21 protein-coding genes are annotated in these 20307 nt (G+C 71.6%); 13 read left to right on the top strand and 8 right to left on the bottom strand.

The window, feature by feature from the left end; translation table 11 throughout:
- Window positions 1-20: 20 nt before the first annotated feature.
- The 3 genes from C2865_RS33895 to C2865_RS33885 are packed head-to-tail and all read right to left on the bottom strand — an operon-like array spanning window position 21 to window position 2610.
- A complete protein-coding gene (locus tag C2865_RS33895; RefSeq protein ID WP_232835948.1) occupies window positions 21-926 on the bottom strand; it encodes an EamA family transporter in 906 nt (301 codons plus the stop codon).
- Complete coding sequence (locus C2865_RS33890) at window positions 923-1699, bottom strand: ABC transporter permease (RefSeq protein ID WP_106402720.1); 777 nt, start codon at window positions 1697-1699, stop codon at window positions 923-925. Before C2865_RS33890 ends, C2865_RS33895 begins: the two co-directional genes overlap by 4 nt.
- Entirely contained in the window at window positions 1696-2610 is a 915-nt protein-coding gene (locus C2865_RS33885) for an ABC transporter ATP-binding protein (RefSeq protein ID WP_106402719.1), read from the bottom strand. The genes C2865_RS33890 and C2865_RS33885 overlap by 4 nt, the downstream gene beginning before the upstream one ends.
- 155 nt (window positions 2611-2765) lie before the next feature.
- Between C2865_RS33885 and C2865_RS33880 the strand changes: the two genes are divergently transcribed.
- The 12 genes from C2865_RS33880 to C2865_RS33825 all read left to right on the top strand — a co-directional run bounded on the left by C2865_RS33880 (window position 2766) and on the right by C2865_RS33825 (window position 13913).
- The gene (locus tag C2865_RS33880; protein WP_106402718.1) at window positions 2766-3677 is read left to right on the top strand and encodes a F0F1 ATP synthase subunit gamma; all 912 of its coding nucleotides are present in this window, start codon (window positions 2766-2768) and stop codon (window positions 3675-3677) included.
- Between the two features lie 70 nt (window positions 3678-3747).
- The gene (locus C2865_RS33875) at window positions 3748-4989 is read left to right on the top strand and encodes an arginine deiminase (RefSeq protein WP_106402717.1); all 1242 of its coding nucleotides are present in this window, start codon (window positions 3748-3750) and stop codon (window positions 4987-4989) included.
- A 39-nt stretch (window positions 4990-5028) separates the two neighbouring features.
- Window positions 5029-6468 (top strand): amino acid permease, encoded by a 1440-nt coding sequence (locus C2865_RS33870; protein WP_232835947.1) that lies wholly within the window; start codon window positions 5029-5031, stop codon window positions 6466-6468.
- Window positions 6458-7357 carry a universal stress protein gene (locus C2865_RS33865; protein ID WP_106402716.1) on the top strand — a complete coding sequence of 300 codons (900 nt, stop codon included), beginning with the start codon at window positions 6458-6460 and terminating at the stop codon, window positions 7355-7357. Before C2865_RS33870 ends, C2865_RS33865 begins: the two co-directional genes overlap by 11 nt.
- Before the next feature lie 80 nt (window positions 7358-7437).
- Window positions 7438-8181: a helix-turn-helix transcriptional regulator gene (locus C2865_RS33860; protein WP_106402715.1), complete on the top strand. Its 744-nt coding sequence runs from the start codon at window positions 7438-7440 to the stop codon at window positions 8179-8181.
- Window positions 8178-9590, top strand: coding sequence for a Fe-S cluster assembly protein SufB (sufB, locus tag C2865_RS33855; protein ID WP_106402714.1), 1413 nt, complete (start codon window positions 8178-8180; stop codon window positions 9588-9590). Before C2865_RS33860 ends, sufB begins: the two co-directional genes overlap by 4 nt.
- Window positions 9590-10714 (top strand): Fe-S cluster assembly protein SufD, encoded by a 1125-nt coding sequence (sufD, locus tag C2865_RS33850; RefSeq protein WP_106402713.1) that lies wholly within the window; start codon window positions 9590-9592, stop codon window positions 10712-10714. The genes sufB and sufD overlap by 1 nt, the downstream gene beginning before the upstream one ends.
- On the top strand, window positions 10711-11043 hold the full coding sequence (locus C2865_RS33845; RefSeq protein ID WP_106402712.1) for a non-heme iron oxygenase ferredoxin subunit: 333 nt from the start codon (window positions 10711-10713) through the stop codon (window positions 11041-11043). Before sufD ends, C2865_RS33845 begins: the two co-directional genes overlap by 4 nt.
- 2 nt (window positions 11044-11045) lie before the next feature.
- Entirely contained in the window at window positions 11046-11792 is a 747-nt protein-coding gene (gene sufC / locus C2865_RS33840) for a Fe-S cluster assembly ATPase SufC (protein WP_106402711.1), read from the top strand.
- Between the two features lie 3 nt (window positions 11793-11795).
- Window positions 11796-13058, top strand: a complete 1263-nt coding sequence (locus tag C2865_RS33835) for a cysteine desulfurase (RefSeq protein ID WP_106402710.1) — start codon at window positions 11796-11798, stop codon at window positions 13056-13058.
- A 4-nt stretch (window positions 13059-13062) separates the two neighbouring features.
- Complete coding sequence (gene sufU / locus C2865_RS33830; protein ID WP_106402709.1) at window positions 13063-13527, top strand: Fe-S cluster assembly sulfur transfer protein SufU; 465 nt, start codon at window positions 13063-13065, stop codon at window positions 13525-13527.
- Window positions 13524-13913, top strand: coding sequence for a metal-sulfur cluster assembly factor (locus C2865_RS33825; protein ID WP_106402708.1), 390 nt, complete (start codon window positions 13524-13526; stop codon window positions 13911-13913). Before sufU ends, C2865_RS33825 begins: the two co-directional genes overlap by 4 nt.
- 194 nt (window positions 13914-14107) lie before the next feature.
- Here C2865_RS33825 and C2865_RS33820 read toward each other — a convergent pair whose 3' ends face one another.
- The 3 genes from C2865_RS33820 to nhaA all read right to left on the bottom strand — a co-directional run bounded on the left by C2865_RS33820 (window position 14108) and on the right by nhaA (window position 17428).
- Window positions 14108-14767, bottom strand: a complete 660-nt coding sequence (locus C2865_RS33820; RefSeq protein WP_198653794.1) for a potassium channel family protein — start codon at window positions 14765-14767, stop codon at window positions 14108-14110.
- Window positions 14760-16088, bottom strand: a complete 1329-nt coding sequence (locus C2865_RS33815; protein ID WP_106402706.1) for a TrkH family potassium uptake protein — start codon at window positions 16086-16088, stop codon at window positions 14760-14762. Before C2865_RS33815 ends, C2865_RS33820 begins: the two co-directional genes overlap by 8 nt.
- A gap of 98 nt (window positions 16089-16186) precedes the next feature.
- Window positions 16187-17428: a Na+/H+ antiporter NhaA gene (nhaA, locus tag C2865_RS33810; protein ID WP_106402705.1), complete on the bottom strand. Its 1242-nt coding sequence runs from the start codon at window positions 17426-17428 to the stop codon at window positions 16187-16189.
- Between the two features lie 169 nt (window positions 17429-17597).
- Here nhaA and C2865_RS33805 point away from each other — a divergent pair, with 169 nt between their 5' ends.
- Window positions 17598-18452: an NAD(P)-dependent oxidoreductase gene (locus tag C2865_RS33805; RefSeq protein ID WP_232835946.1), complete on the top strand. Its 855-nt coding sequence runs from the start codon at window positions 17598-17600 to the stop codon at window positions 18450-18452.
- A gap of 73 nt (window positions 18453-18525) precedes the next feature.
- On the opposite strand, the gene C2865_RS40335 is transcribed toward C2865_RS33805, so the two are convergent.
- The gene (locus C2865_RS40335) at window positions 18526-19218 is read right to left on the bottom strand and encodes a DoxX family protein (protein ID WP_198653793.1); all 693 of its coding nucleotides are present in this window, start codon (window positions 19216-19218) and stop codon (window positions 18526-18528) included.
- Between the two features lie 92 nt (window positions 19219-19310).
- Window positions 19311-20306, bottom strand: a complete 996-nt coding sequence (locus C2865_RS33795) for an AIM24 family protein (RefSeq protein ID WP_106402703.1) — start codon at window positions 20304-20306, stop codon at window positions 19311-19313.
- Window position 20307 lies beyond the last annotated feature (1 nt).

Here is a 20307-nt window from a genome sequence, read left to right as displayed (position 1 = left end):
CGCCGGTGGTCCGATCCGGGTCAGGTCCTGGGGCCTTCGCGCGCGGTGAGCGTGGCGCCCGCGCAGGCGGCGACCACCGCGCCGACGGCCGCCCACTGGGCCGGGCCGAGGAACTCGCCGAGCAGGACCACGCCGATCAGCGCCGCCACCGCGGGCTCGGCGCTCATCAGGATCCCGAAGACCCGCTGCGGGATGCGCCGCAGCGCCTCGAGCTCCAGCGTGTAGGGGATCACCGAGGACAGCAGACCCACCCCCAGCCCCATCGCCAGCACGGCCGGGGTGAGCACCGCGCCGCCGCCCGCCTCGTCGAGCGCGTGCAGCCCCATCGGCAGGACCGCGACGGTCGCGACGGCACTGGCCAGCGCCAGCCCCGTGCTGCCGGGGATGCGCTTTCCGGTGGCGGTGGCGAAGAGGATGTAGGCGGCCCATCCCACGGCCGCCAGCAGCGCCCACAGCACCCCGGAGAGGGTGATGTCCCCGTCGCTCCGCGCCAGCAGCACCACCCCGCCGAAGGCCAGGAACGCCCAGAGCAGGTCCATGGCCCGCCGTGAGGCCGCCACCGACACCAGCAGCGGCCCCAGGAACTCGATGGTGACCGCGACCCCCAGCGGGATCTGCTGGATCGACTGGTAGATCGAGAAGTTCATCAGCGCCAGCGACAGCCCCAGGCCCGCCGCGGCGCCCAGGTCCTTCGCGCCGTGCTCGCGCCACACCCGCCGCAGCGCCCGCCGGGCCAGGAAGCCCACCACGAGGGCCGCCACCAGCAGCCGCAGGACCACCACGACGGTCGGCGGCACCCGGTCGAACATGCCCTTGGCGATGCCCGCCCCGGCCTGCACCGAGACGATCCCGCCCAGCACCAGCAGCGAGGGGGGCATGCTCCCCAGGCCCAGCCCGATGCGGGAGGGCACGCTGGAGTCCGTCATTCCCATCGGAAGAAACGGGCGGCCAGGGCCAGGCCCGCGACCGCCCAGACGGCCAGGACGAGCAGCTCCCGGCCGGGGAGGGCGGCGCCGTCCGCCAGGACGGCGCGCAGCGCCTCGGTGAGGGCGGTGATCGGCAGGTACTCCAGGACCGGGCGCAGGGCCTCGGGGAACTTGCTCAGCGGGAAGACCACGCCGCCCAGGAGCAGCAGCAGGATGTAGACCAGGTTGGCGGCGGCCAGGGTGGCCTCGGCGCGCAGGGTGCCGGCCATGAGCAGGCCGAAGCCGCTGAAGGCGGCGGTGCCCAGCAGCACGGCCAGGAGCGCGGCGGCGGGGTTGCCCGCGGGGCTCCAGCCCAGGGCGAGGGCGACGGCGGTGATGACGGCGACCTGGAGGAGCTCGATCAGCACCACGGTCAGGGTCTTGGCCAGGATCAGCCCCGACCGGGGCAGCGGGGTGGCGCCCAGGCGCTTGAGGACCCCGTAGCGGCGTTCGAAACCGGTGCCGATGGCCTGGCTGGTGAAGGCCGTCGACATGACCGCCAGCGCGATGATGCCGGGGGTGAGGAAGTCCACCCGCGCGCCGGCGCCCAGGTCCAGCAGGCTGGTGACGCTGAAGAGCACCAGCAGGAACACCGGGATGATCAGTGTCAGCAGCAGCTGCTCGCCGTTGCGCAGCACACCCTTGACCTCGTACGCCGTCTGCGCGGCGACCATCGCCGGCAGCGGGGCGGCGGCGGGCCGGGGGGTGAGGTCCAGGACGCTCTTGGTGGTCATCCCCGCAGCTCCCTGCCGGTCAGTTCGAGGAACACGTCTTCCAGGGTGCGCCGTTCGATGCGCAGGTCCTCGGCCAGCACGCCGTGCGCGGCGCACCAGGCGGTGACCGTGGCCAGCAGCTCGGGGCGCACGTCGCCCTCGACGAGGTAGTGGCCGGCCGGCGACTCCTTGGCGGCGCTGCCGACGGGCAGCGCGCCGACCAGCTCGTCCAGGCCGAGGCCGGGCCGGGCGCGAAAGCGCAGCTGGCGCTCGGCGCCGGTCAGCTCGGCGGGGCTGCCCTCGGCGACGACACGGCCGTGGTCGACGATCACGACGTGGTCGGCGAGCTGCTCGGCCTCGTCCATGAAGTGGGTGGTCAGCAGCACCGAGACGCCCGCGGCGCGCAGCTCGCCCACCAGCTCCCAGGTGGCGTGCCGGGCCTGCGGGTCGAGTCCGGCGGTGGGCTCGTCGAGGAAGACCAGCTCGGGCCGGCCGACCAGCGCGGCGGCCAGGGACAGCCGCTGCTGCTGGCCCCCGGACATGCGCCGGTAGGGGGTGCGGGCGTGCGCGGTGAGGCCGAGCCGCTCCATCAGCGCGGCCGGGTCCAGCGGGTCGCGGTGGAAGGAGGCCATGAGGCGCAGGAACTCCCCGGCCCGCGCGGTGCCGGGCACCCCGCCGGTCTGCGGCATCACCCCGATGCGCGGTTTGAGCGCCCGGTCGCGGGGCGCCAGCCCGAGCACCCGGACGGTGCCCGCGTCGTGGGGGCGAAAGCCCTCGCAGATCTCGATCGTGCTGGTCTTGCCCGCGCCGTTGGGCCCCAGCAGCGCGGTGACCTCGCCGCGCGCGGCGGTGAGGGTCAGCCCGTCCACCGCGGTGGCCGGGCCGTAGCGCTTGACCAGGCCGGTGATCTCGAGTGCGGGGGGCGCTGCCATGGTCACGAGTCTAGGGCCGGGTGCGCGGGCGCCCCGCCGCGGGTCGCGGCCTGAGGGTTCCCGGCGGGTAAAGAAAGTGAGGGCCCCGGTAAGCCGACGTGCAATTCTCCGCCGGTCCGCGAGCTATGGCGGTGTTCGTCAGGCATCGTGCATGCATGGGGGCAGAACTCAGGCAGTTGCGGAGCCGGATCCGGTCCATCCGGTCCACGGCCAAGATCACCAGGGCGCAGGAGCTGATCGCCACCTCCAAGATCACCAGGGCGCAGGCGCGCCAGGCGGCGTCGGGCCCGTACGCGCGCCAGATCACCCGGGCGGTCAGCTCCCTGCTGACGCACAACGCGCACGAGGACCACCCGCTGCTCGACCGCAAACCCGGTGCCACGCGGGCGGCGGTCCTGCTGGTGACCAGCGACCGCGGCTTCTGCGGCGGCTACAACAGCAACGTGCTGCGGGCGGGCCGCCAGCTGGCCGAGCTGCTGGCCGCCGAGGGCAAGGAGCCGGTCCACTACGTCTGCGGCCGCCGCGGCGTGGACAACTTCCTGTTCAACCGCCGGCCCATGGCCGGGCAGTGGACGGGGCACTCGGGCGAGCCCTCCTACGCGCTGGCCGCCGAGATCGGCCGCCTGCTCGTCGAGGCCTTCGAGACGCCCGACGAGCAGGGCGGCGTCGGGGAGGTGCACGTCGTCTACACGCAGTTCGTCTCGATGATCACGCAGCGGACGACCGTGCGCCGCATCCTGCCGCTGGAGATCGAGGAGGTCGAGGCCCTGCCCGAGGGCGGCGTGGCGGCCTCGCACGACTTCGAGCCCTCGGTGGGGGACGTGCTGGACGCGCTGATCCACCAGTACGTGCACGGCAGGATCTGGAACATGCTCCTGGAGTCGGCGGCCTCCGAGCACGCCGCCCGCAGGCAGGCGATGATGGCCGCCACCGAGAACGCCCAGGACCTGATCTTCAAGCTGAGCCGCCGCGCCAACGAGGCGCGCCAGGCCGAGATCACCAACGAGCTGAGCGACATCGTGGGCGGCGCCAACGCGCTGACCGAGTCGGCGGGCGGGGAGAGGTGAGCGAGTTTCGTCCTGATCATCCCGGGGGAGGCAGATCATGCCGGACCAGGGAGGCAGGTATGGCGATCGCATGACGTTCCACGTCGACTCCGAGACGGGCGCGCTCCGCCGGGTGCTGGTGCACCGCCCCGATCTCGCGCTCAAGCGGCTCACCCCGACCAACAAGGACGACCTGCTGTTCGACGACGTGCTGTGGGTCGAGCGCGCCGGCGAGGAGCACGACGAGTTCCGCCGGCTCATGCAGGGCCGGGGGATCGAGGTCCTCCTCCTGATGGACCTGCTGCGCGAGACCGTCGAGCTCCCCGAGGCGCGCAAGCACATCCTGGGCCGGGTCGTGGACGAGCGCTGGTTCGGGCCCCTGGCCACCGACGCCATCCTGGCCGCGCTCGACGCCCTGCCGGGGCCGGAGCTGGCGCTGACGCTGACCGGCGGCATCACCAAGCGCGAACTGCTGCTGCGCATCGCCGAGCCGAAGTCGATCGCCTTCCATTCGATGGACCCCGACGGGTTCGTCCTGCCCCCGCTGCCCAACCTCCTGTTCACCCGCGACACCTCCTGCTGGATCTACGACGGCCTGTCCATCAACGTGATGCGCAGGAAGGCGCGGACCCGCGAGACGGTGATCATGGAGGCGATCTACCGCTGGCACCCCCTGTTCGCCGCCGGCTACGACCGTCCCGAGGAGGGCGGTTTCCACGTCTGGAACCACGGCAGCCCCATGGCGCCCGCCACCATCGAGGGCGGCGACATCCTGGTGCTCGGCGGAGGGGCGGTGCTCGTCGGCATGAGCGAGCGCACCCAGCCCCAGGCGGTGGAGATGCTGGCGCAGCGCCTCTTCCAGGCCGGGGCGGCGCGCAAGATCGTCGCCCTGGACATGCCGAAGGCGCGGGTGTTCATGCACCTGGACACCGTCATGACCAACATCGCCCCCGGCGTCTTCACCAAGTACGCGGGCATGGGGATGCTCGCCTCCTACACCGTCGAGCCCGGCGACACCGAGCGGGAGCTGAAGGTCACCGACCACGCCCCCGAGGAGATGCACCGGGCCATCGGACGGGCGATCGGCATCGACGAGATCGAGGTCCACACCGCCACCCAGGACGTCCTGTCCGCCGAGCGCGAGCAGTGGGACGACGGCTGCAACGTCCTCACGCTGGAGCCGGGGGTGGTCGTGGCGTACGAGCGCAACACCACGACCAACAACTTCCTGCGCAAGAAGGGCATCGAGGTGCTCACCATCCGCGGCAGCGAGCTGGGCCGCGGTCGGGGCGGGCCCCGCTGCATGTCCTGTCCGATGGAACGGGACGGGTAGTCCCGCTTCGCCTGAGTTGCGGGGGATCGGGGGATCCGCGTGGCGACGACGTTCTGGCAGAGCCTCTGGCGCACCAAGCCGGTCGACGCGATCGTCCGGGAGGGCGGCGGGGGCGAGGGCGGCCGGCTCCGGCGTTCGATGGGCCTGGTCCAGCTGACCTTCTTCAGCGTCGGCGCCACGCTGGGCACCGGGATCTTCGTGGTGATGGGGGAGGCGACCCCGCTGGCGGGCCCGGCGGTGGTGCTGGCGTTCCTGCTGTCGGCGGTGACCGCGCTGTTCTCCGCCCTGTCCTACGCCGAGCTGGCCGGGACGATCCCCGTCTCGGGCTCGAGCTACTCCTACACCTACGCCACGATGGGCGAGCTGGTGGCGTGGGTGTGCGGCTGGTGCCTGCTGCTGGAGTACGGCGTGTCGGTCTCGGCGGTGGCGGTCGGCTGGGCGCAGTACCTCAACGACTTCCTGGCCAAGGCGTTCGGGTTCACCATCCCGCACGCCTGGTCGCAGGCCCCGGACAAGGGCGGGGTGCTCAACCTCGCGGCGGTGCTCGTCGTGGCGGCCATGACGCTCGTGCTGCTGCGCGGCGCCTCCGAGAGCGCCAGGGTCAACACCTTCATGGTCCTGTTCAAGATCGTCCTGCTGCTCTTCTTCTGCGTGGTGGCCTTCACCGGGTTCCGGTCGGGCAACCTGGAGCCGTTCGTGCCGCTGGGCATCGCGGGGGTGAGCGCGGCCGGCGCCCAGGTGTTCTTCTCCTACATCGGCTTCGACGCCGCCTCCACCGCGGGCGAGGAGGCGAAGAACCCGCGCCGGGACCTGCCGCTGGCGATCGTGCTGTCCCTGGCGATCGTCACCGCGCTGTACGCCCTGGTGGCGCTGGCCTCGGTCGGCGCGATGCCCTGGCAGGAGCTCACCGGGGACACCGAGGCGTCGCTCTCGGCGATCCTGACGGAGGTCACGGACGCGACGTGGCCGTCGCTGCTGCTGTCGGCGGGCGCGGTCGTGGCGATCACCAGCGTGGTGCTGACCGTCCTGTACGGGCAGACCCGCATCCTGTTCGCGATGTCCAGGGACGGCCTGATCCCGCGGATCTTCGAGCGGGTGGACCCGAAGCACTCGGTCCCGGCCGCCAACACGGTCATGGTCGGGGTGTTCGTGTCGGTGCTGGCCGCGCTCGTCCCGCTGGACCACCTCACCGACGCCACCAGCATCGGCACCCTCTTCGCCTTCGCGCTGGTCAACGCGGGCGTGATCGTGCTGCGCCGCACCCGGCCCGATCTGCCGCGCTCCTTCCGCGCCCCGCTCTACCCGCTCACCCCGGTCCTCGGCGTCTTCTTCTGCCTGTACGTGATGCGCGGGCTGCGTCCGGTCACCTGGCTGGTGTTCGCCCTGTGGATCGTGGTGGGGCTGGTGTTCTACTTCGCCTACAGCCGCAGGCACTCGAGGCTGGCGCGGCCGGAGAAGGAGGTCTCCGATGCCCGGTGAGAAGGTCCTCGTCGGGTACGTGCCGGACCGACGCGGCGCGGACGCGCTCGCCCTGGGGGCCAGCGCGGCGGCCGGCGGCGGCCGGCTCCTGCTGGGGCACGTGCGACCGCCCGCGTGGCCCGCCCGCGGTCCGGGCTCGGTGGACGCCGAGTGGGAGCGGTACCTGCGGGACCGGGCCGCCGAGGCGCTGGCCGAGGGCGTGGCGCTGGCGAAGGCGCGGGGCCTGGCGGCAGAGCCGCTGCCGCCGGGCGAGGACCGGGCCAGCGGCAAGGGGCTGGCGCGGCTGGCCGAGGGCGCCGGGGCCTCGGCGATCGTCATCGGCTCGGCCCCCGGCGGGTCGCGCACCTGCATCTCCCTGGGCAGCACCGCCGACCAGCTGCTGCACGGCTCGCACCTGCCGGTCCTCATCGCGCCCAAGGGCTACGCGGGCCGGGGGCTCGCCGGGTTCGACCGGGTGACGGCCGCCTACGTGCGCCGCCCCGGAGCGATGGCCGCGGTGGAGGCGGCGGCGCTGATCGCGGTCCGGCACGGCGCGCCGCTGCGGCTGCTGACCTTCGCGGTGGGCCCGGCGGCCCGGGGGAAGGCGGCGGCACTGGCCGAGGACCAGCTGCACAGGCTCGTCGAGGCGCTCGAGAGCGATCTGGCCGAAGCGGTACGGGAGACGGTGCGCACGGGCGCGCTGCGCAAACGGGAGATCCTCACCGAGGTGGCCACCGGCTGGGACGCCGCCCACGCGGTGAGCGGGGCGGGCTGGACCGAGGGCGAGCTGCTGGTCTGCTCCTCCAGCGAGACCGGCCCGCTGCGCCGCGTCTTCATGGGCGACATGTCCATGAAGATCATTCGAGCGGCCCCCTGCCCCGTCATGATCGTTCCCCGGGGTATTAGGTAAGGCTTGCCTGCGTGAGGCGGATTACCGTCATCTGTTTGTGCTGACGGAAGGAATTACGGCACACTGATGTTGTGAAAAACATGCCCGAGTCGACGCCTCCCGGAGCGGCAGGCCCTGCGGCCGACGCCGCGGCCGGTTCCGGCGTGCCCCGGGCCGAGCGTGACACCCGCGCCCGGGTGGCGCGGCTCATCCTCGAGAACGGGCCGGTGACGGCATCCGCGCTGGGCGAACGGCTCGGGCTCACGCCCGCCGCGGTGCGCAGGCACCTCGACGCGCTGCTCGAGGAGGGCATGATCGAGATCCGCCGGGCGAGGCCGACGGCGTCCCGGGGACGGGGCAGGCCCGCCAAGCTCTTCGCGATCACCGACAAGGGCCGCAACGCGTTCGTCCACGCCTACGACGACCTGGCCGCGAGCGCGCTGAGCTTCCTGGCCGAGACGGCCGGGCAGCACGCGGTCTCGGAGTTCGCGCGGCGCCAGCTGGCCGACCTCGAGGCCAGGTACGCCCCCCGGCTGCGCGCCCTGCCCCCACGGGAGCGGGTCCACGCGCTGGCCGAGGCGTTGTCGGCGGACGGGTACGCGGCTTCGGCCGGCAAGGGCCCCGGCGTCCTGGGCGGCATCCAGCTGTGCCAGCATCACTGCCCGGTCGCGCACGTGGCCGCGCGGTTCCCGCAGCTGTGCGAGGCCGAGACCGAGGCGTTCGCCCGGATGCTCGACACCCCGGTGCAGCGGCTGGCGACCATCGCCCATGGCGACGGCGTCTGCACCACCCACGTTTCACCGGTCAAGGCAATTGACGAGGAGTCCGGAGGGATCTCCCTATGACTACGGCAGCCAATCCCGAACTTGAGGGTCTGGGCAATTACAAGTACGGCTGGGCCGACTCTGACGCCGCGGGCTCCGCGGCCAAGCGCGGTCTTTCCGAAGCGGTCGTCCGCGACATCTCGGCGAAGAAGAACGAACCCGAGTGGATGCTCGACCTCCGGTTGAGGGGGTTGCGCCTCTTCGGCAAGAAGCCCATGCCCACCTGGGGGTCGGACCTGTCGGAGATCGACTTCGACAACATCAAGTACTTCGTCCGCTCCACCGAGAAGCAGGCGGAGTCCTGGGAGGACCTTCCCGAGGACATCAAGAACACCTACGACAGGCTGGGCATCCCCGAGGCCGAGAAGCAGCGGCTGATCGCGGGTGTCGCGGCCCAGTACGAGTCCGAGGTCGTCTACCACAAGATCCGTGAGGACCTCGAGGAGAAGGGCGTCATCTTCCTGGACACCGACACCGGGCTGCGCGAGCACCCGGAGCTGTTCCAGGAGTACTTCGGCTCGGTGATCCCCGTCGGCGACAACAAGTTCGCCGCGCTGAACACCGCGGTGTGGTCCGGCGGATCCTTCATCTACGTCCCCAAGGGCGTGCACGTGGAGATCCCGCTCCAGGCGTACTTCCGGATCAACACCGAGAACATGGGCCAGTTCGAGCGCACCCTGATCATCGTGGACGAGGACGCCTACGTCCACTACGTCGAGGGCTGTACCGCGCCGATCTACAAGTCCGACTCGCTGCACTCGGCCGTCGTGGAGATCATCGTGAAGAAGGGCGGCCGCTGCCGCTACACCACGATCCAGAACTGGTCGAACAACGTCTACAACCTGGTGACCAAGCGGGCCGTGGCCTACGAGGGCGCCACCATGGAGTGGGTCGACGGCAACATCGGCTCCAAGGTCACCATGAAGTACCCGGCGATCTACCTGATGGGCCCGCACGCCAAGGGCGAGACCCTGTCCATCGCCTTCGCCGGCGAGGGCCAGCACCAGGACGCGGGCGCCAAGATGGTGCACTGCGCCCCGCACACCTCCTCCTCGATCATCTCCAAGTCGGTGGCGCGCGGCGGAGGCCGCACCTCCTACCGCGGGCTGGTCCAGGTCCAGGAGGGCGCCGAGCACAGCAAGTCCACCGTCAAGTGCGACGCGCTGCTGGTCGACCAGATCTCCCGCTCCGACACCTACCCCTACGTCGACGTCCGCGAGGACGACGTGGAGATGGGCCACGAGGCCACCGTCTCCAAGGTCTCGGAGAACCAGCTCTTCTACCTCATGAGCCGCGGCATGACCGAGGACGAGGCCATGGCGATGATCGTCCGCGGGTTCGTGGAGCCGATCGCGCGGGAGCTGCCGATGGAATACGCACTCGAGCTCAACCGGCTCATCGAACTGCAGATGGAAGGGGCCGTCGGCTGATGGGCCTGGATGTCAAGCCTGTCTCCACCCTGTCGGAGAAGGCGTCCTACGATGTCGCGGACTTCGCGGTGCCGACCGGCCGCGAGGAGGAGTGGCGCTTCACGCCGCTCAACCGCCTGCGCGGCCTGCACGACGGCACCGCCGTCGGCGACGGCAAGGTGGTCGTCGAGGTCAACGCCGATCCCGAGGTGCGCGTGGAGTCCGTCGGACGGGGCGACCCGCGGGTCGGCTCCGGCTACACCCCGACCGACCGGATCTCCGCCCAGGCCTACAGCTCCTTCACCACCGCCACGGTGATCACCGTGCCGCGGGAGGCATCCGTGGAGCGGCCGATCACCGTGCGCCTGCGCGGCGAGAGCGCCGAGCAGGCGGCCTACGGCCACCTCACGGTGATCGTCGAGGCGTTCGGCTCGGCCACCCTGGTCCTGGACCACACCGGCTCGGCCACCTACGCCGACAACGTGGAGTTCGTCATCGGCGAGCAGGCCTCGCTGAAGGTGCTCTCGCTGCAGGAGTGGCGCGACGACACGGTGCACGTCTCGCACCAGCACGCCCACCTGGCCAAGGACGCGAGCTTCCGGGGCTTCAACGTCACCCTGGGCGGCGACCTGGTGCGCATCCGCCCGTCGGTCTCCTACCACGGGCAGGGCGGCGACGCCGAGCTGTACGGCGTGTACTTCGTGGACGCCGGGCAGCACCTGGAGCACCGCCTGCTGGCCGACCACTCGGTGCCGAACTGCCGCTCCCGGGTGGACTACCGGGGCGCGCTGCAGGGCGAGGAGGCCCACACGGTCTGGATCGGCGACGTCGTCATCCGCGCCGAGGCCGAGGGCACCGACACCTACGAGCTCAACCGCAACCTGGTGCTGACCGACGGCACCCGGGTCGACTCCGTGCCGAACCTGGAGATCCTCACCGGCGAGGTCGCCGGGGCCGGCCACGCCTCGGCCTCGGGACGGCTCGACGACCAGCAGCTGTTCTACCTGCAGGCCCGCGGCATCCCGGCCGCGGAGGCCAAGCGCATGGTCGTGCGCGGCTTCCTGGGCCAGCTGGTGCAGCAGATCGAGGTCGAAGAGGTGCGCGAGCGGGTGGAGGCGGCGATCGACGTGGAGCTCGCCAAATGAGCTTCGTGAAGGTCTGCCCGCTGGCCGAGCTGCCCGACGAGGCGCCGCTGGCCGCCGACATCGACGGCACGCCCGTCGTGGTGGTCAGGTCCGGCGGCGAGGTCTACGCGATGAACGACCTGTGCTCGCACGCCGCCGTCGCCCTGTCCGAGGGCGAGGTCTACAACGGCACACTGGAGTGCTGGCTGCACGGGTCCTGCTTCGACCTGCGCACCGGCAAGCCCACCGGCCCGCCCGCGACGCAGGCGGTGCCCACCTACCGAGTGAAGATCGAGGACGGCGGGGTCTATGTGAACCTCGACGAGCCGTCCGAATATGGGGAGTCCTGAACATGGCCACGCTGGAGATCCGCGACCTGCACGTGACGGTCGCCGACAAGGAGATCCTCAAGGGCGTCAACCTGACGGTGAAGGCGGGGGAGACCCACGCCATCATGGGCCCGAACGGATCCGGCAAGTCCACCCTGGCCTACGCCATCGCGGGCCACCCGAAGTACACCGTGACGTCCGGCTCCGTCACCCTGGACGGCGAGGACGTCCTGGCGATGGAGGTGGACGAGCGGGCGCGCGCCGGGCTGTTCCTGGCGATGCAGTACCCCGTGGAGGTCCCCGGGGTCTCGGTGTCCAACTTCATGCGCACCGCCGTCACCGCGGTGCGGGGCGAGGCGCCCAAGCTCCGGCTGTTCTCCAAGGAGCTCAAGGAGCGCATGGCCGAGCTGCAGATGGACCCGGCGTTCGCGCAGCGCAGCGTCAACGAGGGCTTCTCCGGCGGTGAGAAGAAGCGCCACGAGATCCTCCAGCTGGAGATGCTCCAGCCGAAGATCGCGGTGCTGGACGAGACCGACTCCGGCCTGGACGTCGACGCGCTCAAGGTCGTCTCCGAGGGCGTCAACCGCTTCAGCGCCGCCGGTGAGACCGGCGTCCTGCTCATCACCCACTACACCCGCATCCTGCGGTACGTGAAGCCGGACTTCGTGCACGTCTTCGCCGACGGCCACATCGTCGCGGCGGGCGGTCCCGAGCTGGCCGACGAGCTCGAGGCCGAGGGCTACGAGAAGTACACGAAGGCAGGCGTCTGAGCCATGGCCCTGCTGTCGGAGGAGATCAGGAAGGACTTCCCGATCCTGGGCCGCACGGTCCGGAACGGTCACCCGCTGGTGTACCTGGACTCCGGCGCGACCTCGCAGAAGCCGCGCCAGGTCCTGGACGCCGAGCGCGCCTTCTACGAGCGGCACAACGCCGCCGTCCACCGGGGCGCGCACCTGCTGGCCGAGGAGGCCACGGACGCCTTCGAGGCGGCCCGCGCCACCGTCGGCCGCTTCATCGGCGCCCCGGCGGGCGAGATCGTGTTCACCAAGAACGCGACCGAGGCGATCAACCTGGTGGCCTACTCGCTGAGCAACGCCGCGACCTTCGGGCCGGAGGCCGAGCGCTTCCGGGTGGGCCCCGGCGACGAGATCGTGGTCACCGAGATGGAGCACCACGCCAACCTCGTGCCGTGGCAGGAGCTGTGCCGGCGCACCGGCGCGACGCTGCGCTGGTTCGGGCTGACCGAGGACGGCAGGCTCGACCTGTCGAACCTGGACGAGCTGGTCGGCGAGCGCACCAGGCTGGTGGCGCTCACCCAGCAGTCCAACGTGCTGGGCACGGTCAACCCGGTCCGGGAGATCGCCGAGCGGGCGCACCGCTTCGGCGCCTTCGTCCTGGTGGACGGGGCGCAGTCGGTGCCGCACCTGCCGGTGGACGTGGCCGAGCTGGGCGCGGACTTCCTGGTCTTCTCCGGCCACAAGATGCTGGGCCCGCTGGGCATCGGCGTCCTGTGGGGCCGCCGCGAGCTGCTGGAGTCGATGCCGCCGTTCATCACCGGCGGATCGATGATCGAGATCGTGCAGCTGGACCACTCGACGTACGCCGCGCCGCCGCAGCGGTTCGAGGCGGGGGTGCCGGTGACGGCGCAGGCGGTCGGCCTGGCCGCGGCCTGCGACTACCTGACCGGCCTGGGCATGGACAAGGTTGCCGAGCACGAGCACGAGCTCGCCGCCTACGCCCTGGAGCAGATCGGCTCGATGCCGGGCCTGCGGCTCATCGGCCCGGCCGACACCGCCGCCCGCGGCGCCACGGTCTCCTTCGTGGTCCAGGACATCCACCCGCACGACGTGGGCCAGGTCCTGGACGACCAGGGCATCGCGGTGCGGGTCGGCCACCACTGCGCCTGGCCGCTGTGCCGCCGGTACGGAATACCCGCGACCACCCGGGCGTCGTTCTACGTGTACAACACCCTGAGTGAGGTGGACGCCCTCGTCGAGGGCATCCGCAAGGCACAGAAGTTCTTCGGGACGGTCTAGACAAGTGCAGCTGGAATCGATGTACCAGGAGATCATCCTGGACCACTACCGCAACCCGCAGCACCGCGGGCTGCGGGAGCCGTACGAGGCCGAGGTGCACCACGTGAACCCGACCTGCGGTGACGAGATCACCCTGCGGGTGCATCTGGAGAACGCCGGCGGCGCCGGTGAGGACTCCACGATCGCGGACGTGTCGTACGAGGGCCAGGGCTGCTCGATCAGCCAGGCCAGCGTCTCGGTCATGACCGAACTGATCATCGGCCGCTCCGTCAAGGACGCGATGCGCCTGAGCGAGGAGTTCCTCGCGCTCATGCAGTCGCGGGGCGAGCTCGAGCCCGACGAGGAGGTCCTGGAGGACGCGGTCGCGTTCGCCGGAGTCTCCAAGTACCCCGCCCGCGTCAAGTGCGCCCTGCTCGGCTGGATGGCCTGGAAGGACGCCACCGCCCGGACCCTGGAGAGGACATCATGAGCGAGATCAAGGCGGAGACCCCCGCCGAGACGGCGGAGGAGGCGGTCCTCGACGCGCTGACCGGCGGCTCCGACGAGGAGGAGCAGATCCTCGAGGCCCTGCGCGACGTCGTCGACCCCGAGCTGGGCATCAACGTCGTCGACCTCGGCCTGGTCTACGGCGTCAACCTCGCCGAGCAGGACGGCCACCGGCTGCTGACCGTCGACATGACGCTCACCAGCGCCGCCTGCCCGCTGACCGACGTGATCGAGGACCAGGCGCAGAGCGCGACCGCCGACCTCGTCGACGAGCTGAAGATCAACTGGGTCTGGCTGCCGCCGTGGGGCCCCGACAAGATCACCGAAGACGGCCGCGAGCAGCTCCGCGCCCTCGGCTTCAACGTCTGACGGATCCCGCGTCACAGGACCCCGGCCCCTCTACGAGGGGCCGGGGTCCTGCCTTTCGCGTGTGTCTCGGCGGACGGTCTTTCATCCCCGGCCTGGACGGGCCGCGGTGGCGCGGTGTCCGGCCGGGCGGGCCGACCCGCGAGGGACCTGTCCCCCAGGGGAAGGGGCGGACCGTGCGGGGCCCGCTGCGGGGTTCACAGGGCCGTGAAGCGCTCGACCTTGGCGGTGGGGCCCACGACGAGGATGATGTCGCCGTACTGCAGGACGGTGTCGGGGGTGGCGTAGGTGTAGTCCTCGCCCTTGCTCTTGACGCAGACGATGGTGACGCCGTGCTTGCGGCGCAGGCGGGTCTCGGCGAGGGGGACGCCGACGAGCTCCCGGGGCGGGTGGGTCTTGACCAGCACGAAGTCCGGGTCGATCTGCACGTAGTCGAGCATCCGGCCGCTGACCAGGTGGGCGACGCGCTCGCCCATGTCGTGCTCGGGCAGGACCACGTGGGTGGCGCCGATGCGCTCCAGGATGCGGCCGTGCTGGCGGCTGATGGCCTTGGCCCAGATGTTCTCCACGCCCACCTCCACCAGCAGGGAGGTGGTGAGGATGCTGGCCTCGATGTCGCTGCCGATGGCCACGATGGCGCGCTGGAAGTCGGGGATGCCCAGCTGGTGCAGGGCCTGCAGGTCGGTGGCGTCGGCGGTGACGATCTGGGTGATCTCGCCCGCCAGCGACTGCACGATCTTGGGCCGGTGGTCGATCGCCAGCACCTCGGTGCCCAGCCGGGTCAGCTCCAGTGCCAGCGAGCTGCCGAACCGGCCGAGACCGATGATCACCACGGGGAGGTTGTCTCTGTCAGCCAACGATCGGTCGCTCCTCGGGTAGTTCGTAATGACGGGTACGTTCCCGCATGGCCAGTGCGGAAAAGAGCATGACGGGCCCGACCCTGCCGATGAACATCAGCGCCACGAGTATGGCCTGCCCCGAGGTGGGCACCGAGGTGGTGGCGCCCAGGGACAGCCCGACGGTGCCGAACGCCGAGATCACCTCGAAGACGGCCTGGTCGAGGGTCAGCCGGGAGATCGACAGCAGCGCGAAGGTGCCCGCGGCCACCAGCCCGACGCCCAGCAGCGCGATCGTCAGCGCCTGGCGCTGCACCGAGCCGGGCACCCTGCGGTGGCCGACGTTGACCTGGTCCTCGCCGCGCAGCTCGGCCCAGATGACGAAGGCCAGCAGCCCGAAGGTGGTGACCTTGATCCCGCCGGCGGTGCCGGCGCTGCCGCCGCCGATGAACATGAGGATGTCGGTGACCAGCCAGCTCTCCGAGCGCATCTCCTCGATGGCGATGAGGTTGAACCCGCCCGAGCGCGGCATGACGGCGGTGAAGAAGCCCGCCGCCACCCGCTGGGACTGAGGCAGGGCGCCGAACGTGCCGGGGTTGTTCCACTCGAAGATCGTGAAAGTCGCGGTGCCCAGCACCAGCAGTGTGACCGTCACCCCCAGGGTGATCCTGGTCAGCACCGACCAGCGGCTCGGCCGCCGCCAGGAGCGCGCCAGCTCGAACACCACGGGGAAGCCGAGCCCGCCGATCACCACGGCGAGCGCGATCGGCAGGAAGATCCAGACGTCGGCGGCGAACCGCACGAGGCTGTCGGGCCACAGGGCGAATCCGGCGTTGTTGAACGCCGAGACCGCGTGGAAGGCGCCCAGGTAGAGGGCGCGGCCGAAGCCCTCGCCGTAGCCGAGCATGAAGCGCAGTGTCAGGACCGCGGTGAGCAGGGCCTCCGACACCAGGCTGAAGATCACCACATTGCGCACCACGCGCCGCACGTCCGAGGCCGACAGCGTCTTGGTCTCGGCCTGGGCGAGCAGCCGGGCGCGCAGCCCCACCCGGCCGGAGACCAGCAGCGCGAACAGGGTGGCCAGTGTCATGATGCCGAGCCCGCCCACCTGGACCAGCGCCATGAGCACGATCTCGCCGAACGTGGACCAGTGGGTCTCGGTGTCCACCAGGATCAGGCCGGTCACGCAGATCGCCGAGGTGGCGGTGAACAGCGCGGTCAGCGGGGTGGCCGCCGCCTCGTCGGTGGTGGAGACCGGCAGCAGGAGAAGGAGCGTTCCGACGAGGATCGCGAACGCGAACCCGCCCACGATGATCTGCGCCGGATGTCTGAGGACCGGCATCGTCAATCCGGCCCGTCGGTCCTGGTCGGCACCGGTGTCACGGTCTCCCCCTTCGAACTGTCGGCGACGAAGGTATCAACAATCACCGACGTTCCGGATCAGGAGGAGGAGCCCTCGTGATGGGCGCGGGACCGGAGCCTCAGCAGGACCAGGGCCAGCAGCGAGGCCAGGAGCGAGGCGGCCAGCACCGCGGTGGAGGAGCGGGCCACCGCGTCCGGGTCGTCGTTGGTCAGCTGGGAGACCAGCAGGGAGACGGTGTACCCGATACCGGCCAGGACCGCCACCGGCAGCACGTCGGCCCAGCCGATGCCGCCGGGCAGCTCGCCCAGCCGCAGCCGCACGGCCAGCCAGGCGCCGCCGAACACCCCGACCACCTTGCCGACCAGCAGGCCGAAGAAGACGCCCTGGGCGACCGGGTCGCGGACGGTGTCGCCGAGCGAGCCCAGGCCGATCCCGGCGGCGGCCAGGGCGAACAGCGGCACGATGAACCCGGCCGAGACCGGGTGCAGCCGGTGCTCCAGCCGCTCGGCGGGGGACTCCTTCTCGCCGGCGCGGGCGACCACCGGGGTGAGCAGGCCCAGCAGGATGCCGGTGACGGTGGCGTGCACGCCGCTGGCGTGGATGCAGACCCACGCCGCCACCGCCAGCGGGATCATCAGCGCCGGGGACGTCCACCGGCGGCGGTGGGCCAGCCAGTACAGGCCGCACAGGGCGATCCCGCCCAGGAACCACAGCAGGCTGAACCCCTGGGTGAACAGGAGGGCGATGAGCGCGATCGCGCCCAGGTCGTCGATCACGGCCATGGACAGCAGCAGGACGCGCACCCCGCTGGGCAGCGCGGAGCCCGCCAGGGCCAGCACCCCCAGCGCGAAGGCGATGTCGGTGGCCACCGGGATGGCCCACGCCCCGCCCTCGGCGGCCGCGCCCCGGGAGACGCCCAGTGCGACCAGCGCGGGCACCAGCATGCCTCCGGCGGCCGCCAGCAGCGGGAGCGCGGCGGCCCGCCAGCCCGCCAGCTCGCCCACGGTCAGCTCGCGCTTGACCTCCATGCCCGCCACGAAGAAGAAGACGGCCAGCAGCCCGTCGGCGACCCAGTGGGAGAGCGACAGGTGCAGGTGCGCCCAGTCGGGGCCGAGCTCCAGGCCCCAGAGCCGCTCGTAGGTGCCGGGCGCGAGGTTGGCCCACAGCAGGGCCACGAGCGTCGCGGCGAGCAGCAGCCTGCCGCCGGTGGTCTCCTCCCGCAGGAAGTCGCCCAGATCCCCCACCCGGCTGCTGCCGTTCCCGCCGTTCTGCGGCTCCTTGGCGGAGGGCGTGGCGGACCTGGTGAAGGGGAGGCGCATGGAGGCTCCAAGGCTCTGGTGGCACAACGGCGAACGACAAGGACATCGCCGACCAGACTTCCCGGCACACCTATCCCCAGAAGGGCACTTCGGGAACCAGCGTAACCGCTCGGGACTTTCGTGTCACATGACGAGATCACGGGAAAGTGCCAGGAAGGGGGTGGGGGACGTGGAAGTCGCCGTACTGGGCACCGGGATCATGGGCGCGGCCATGGCGCGCAATCTGGCACGCGCGGGGCACCGCGTCCGGGTCTGGAACCGGACGCGGGAGAAGGCGGCGCCGCTGGCCGGGGACGGCGCGGTGGTCATGGACACCCCGGCCGGGGCGGTCGCGGGCGCCGAGGTGGTGCAGACCGCGCTGTTCGACGGCAAGACGGCGCTGGCGGTCATGCGGGAGGCCGCGCCGGAGCTGCGTCCCGGCGCGCTGTGGGTGCAGTCGTCCACGGCGGCGATCGAGGACGCCCCCGTCCTGGCGGACTTCGCACGGGAGAACGGCGCCGTCTACGTGGACGCCCCCGTCCTGGGCACCCGCCGGCCGGCCGAGCGCGGCGAGCTCGTCGTCCTGGCCGCCGGGCCGGAGCAGGCGCGGACCCCGCTGGATCCGGTCTTCCGGGCGATCGGCCACAGGACGCTCTGGGTGGGCACCGAGCCGGGCCGCGCGACCCGCCTCAAACTGGTGATCAACAACTGGGTGCTCCTGCTCAACCACGGGGTCGCCGAGACCATCTCGCTGGCCGAGGCGCTCGACGTCGACCCCGACGACTTCCTGGACGCCGTCTCGGGCGGAAGCCTGGACGCCGGCTACCTCCATCTGAAGGCCGCGGCGATCCGCTCGCGCGACTTCACCCCCAGCTTCGCGGTCGACACCGCCGAGAAGGACACCGAACTGATCCTGTCCGCCGCCCGGGAGGCGGGCATCAGCCTCCCTCTCGCCGCCGCGGGCGCCGAACGCTTCCGCAAGGCCGCCGCCGAAGGGCACGGCGCCGAGGACATGGCGGCCTCCTACTTCGCCTCCTTCACCTGATCCACCGCACCCCGCACGGGTCCGGGCACGGGTCCGGCCGCTCCCGGAACCCGCCGCACGGCGGGGGAGGCCGTCAGCTCGGCTTCTTCCTCCGGCTTCGGGCGACCGGGACGTCGCCGGAGGCCTGGCCCGCGACCATGACGTCGCCGGGAGCGGGAAGGGGGAGCTCGGGGACGGTGTCGCCGCCGGAAGCGCTCCCGGCGGGGGAGGCCGCGGGCACGGCGGCGGTTTTCCCGCCGGCGGCGGTGCTCTCGGCGGGGGAGACGGCGGGCGGGGCGGCCGGTCCGGGGTGCGGGCCGCCGCCCGGGGTCTCGTCGGTGTCGGGCGGGAGGGGGAAGTCCTCGGCGAGTTCGGCGGTGCGGCGCCGGTGGACGGACAGGGCGTGGTCGACGGTGAGCCGCCCGCCCGCGCCCGCCGCGAAGAGAAGGGAGGCCGCCGCCAGGACGAGCACCAGCTCGGAGCCCTCGGGGCCGGTCAGGTTCCGGCCGTAGTGGACGAAGGCGAAGGCGCCCGCCATGTCCAGGAAGAGCAGGGTGCCGACGAGGGGGAGGCCCAGCCCGGCGATGAGGGCGGCGCCGCCCAGGAGCTCCACGAAGGTGGCGTAGACGGCGGCGGCCTTGGCCAGGGGCACGCCCATGGCGTCGAAGGACGCGGCGGTGGTGTTGACGCCGTCCTCCACCTTCTGCCAGCCGTGCACGAGGAAGACGACGCCCACCGCGCACCGGGCGAGCAGGGCGATGACGTCATGGGCCGGGCGGGTGCGCATGGCGGGGTCCTTCCCGAGTCACGGATGCACAGTCCGATGCTCGGGAAGGACCGCCCAAACGTCAACTTTTCGGCAAAATCAGCTGCCCGAGGTCAGTCCAGCAGGTCCATCAGGCCCGACCGCCCCGAGGAGCGGCCGCCGCCCTGCTCGGCGGAGAGCCGCTGGCCGATCACCTGGTTGAGCCGCTGCAGGCCGCCCACGCCGAGCATGCCGACCTGGGCCTCCAGCTCCCGGAGCATGGCCGGGCTCTCCCTGACCTGCTCGGAGGACTGCATGAGCACGGTGCCCTGGCCGGAGAACTCGAACTGGTGCTCCTCGCCGGAGGTCCCGCCGATGCCGAACATGCCGCGGGCCATGCCCAGCACGCCCCGCATGTAGGAGTGGTCGTAGTGGTGGCAGGGCGAGGGCAGGTCCGCCCAGCCGAGCAGCGACTGGGGGTCGACGCGCAGCGGCGGCTCCACGAAGTGCACGGGGCCGTTGGAGGAGGCGATGAACTTGCCGGTGCCCAGCAGCGTGAGGAAGCCGGGGATGATCGACTGCTTCAGCGTCAGCCGGGGGTCGAACGCCAGGAGGTTGTTCGCCCGGATGGTGAGGTTGCCGTCCTCCAGGTCGAAGGAGTTCAGGTCGAAGCCGCGGTCGCCCAGCAGCAGCTTGCCCTGGCCCTGGGCCACCACCCAGTCCTGGGCGTACAGCGGGGAGTGGAAGTGCCCGGCCACCAGCGCGTCCAGCGGCCCGGCCGACAGCGCCTCGAACTTGATCTGCCCGTAGTAGGCGATCATCTTGCCCTTCTGGATGAACCACTGCCCGTTGAGGTTCACCGAGAAGGCGTAGGGGTTGACGTTGTCGTCGTCCGGCAGCGTCGCGGCGTTGAACGTGGCCACCGGCGCCGGCGGGGGCGGTGGCGGCGCGCCGTAACCGCCGGGGGCTCCCGGCGGGGGCGGGTATCCGCCCTGCGGGGGGTAGCCGCCCTGCGGGGGATAGCCGGGCTGCTGCGGGTAGCCCTGCTGGGGGTATCCGCCCTGCTGGGGATGACCGGGCTGCTGCGGGTAGCCGGGCTGGCCGTACGGAGGCTGCGGCGGGTAACCCATC

Origin of the sequence: Actinocorallia populi, assembly GCF_002995495.1 — a bacterium.
GTDB classification, from domain to species: Bacteria; Actinomycetota; Actinomycetes; order Streptosporangiales; family Streptosporangiaceae; genus Actinocorallia; species Actinocorallia populi.
This window is presented reverse-complemented; position numbering and strand designations above follow the sequence as displayed.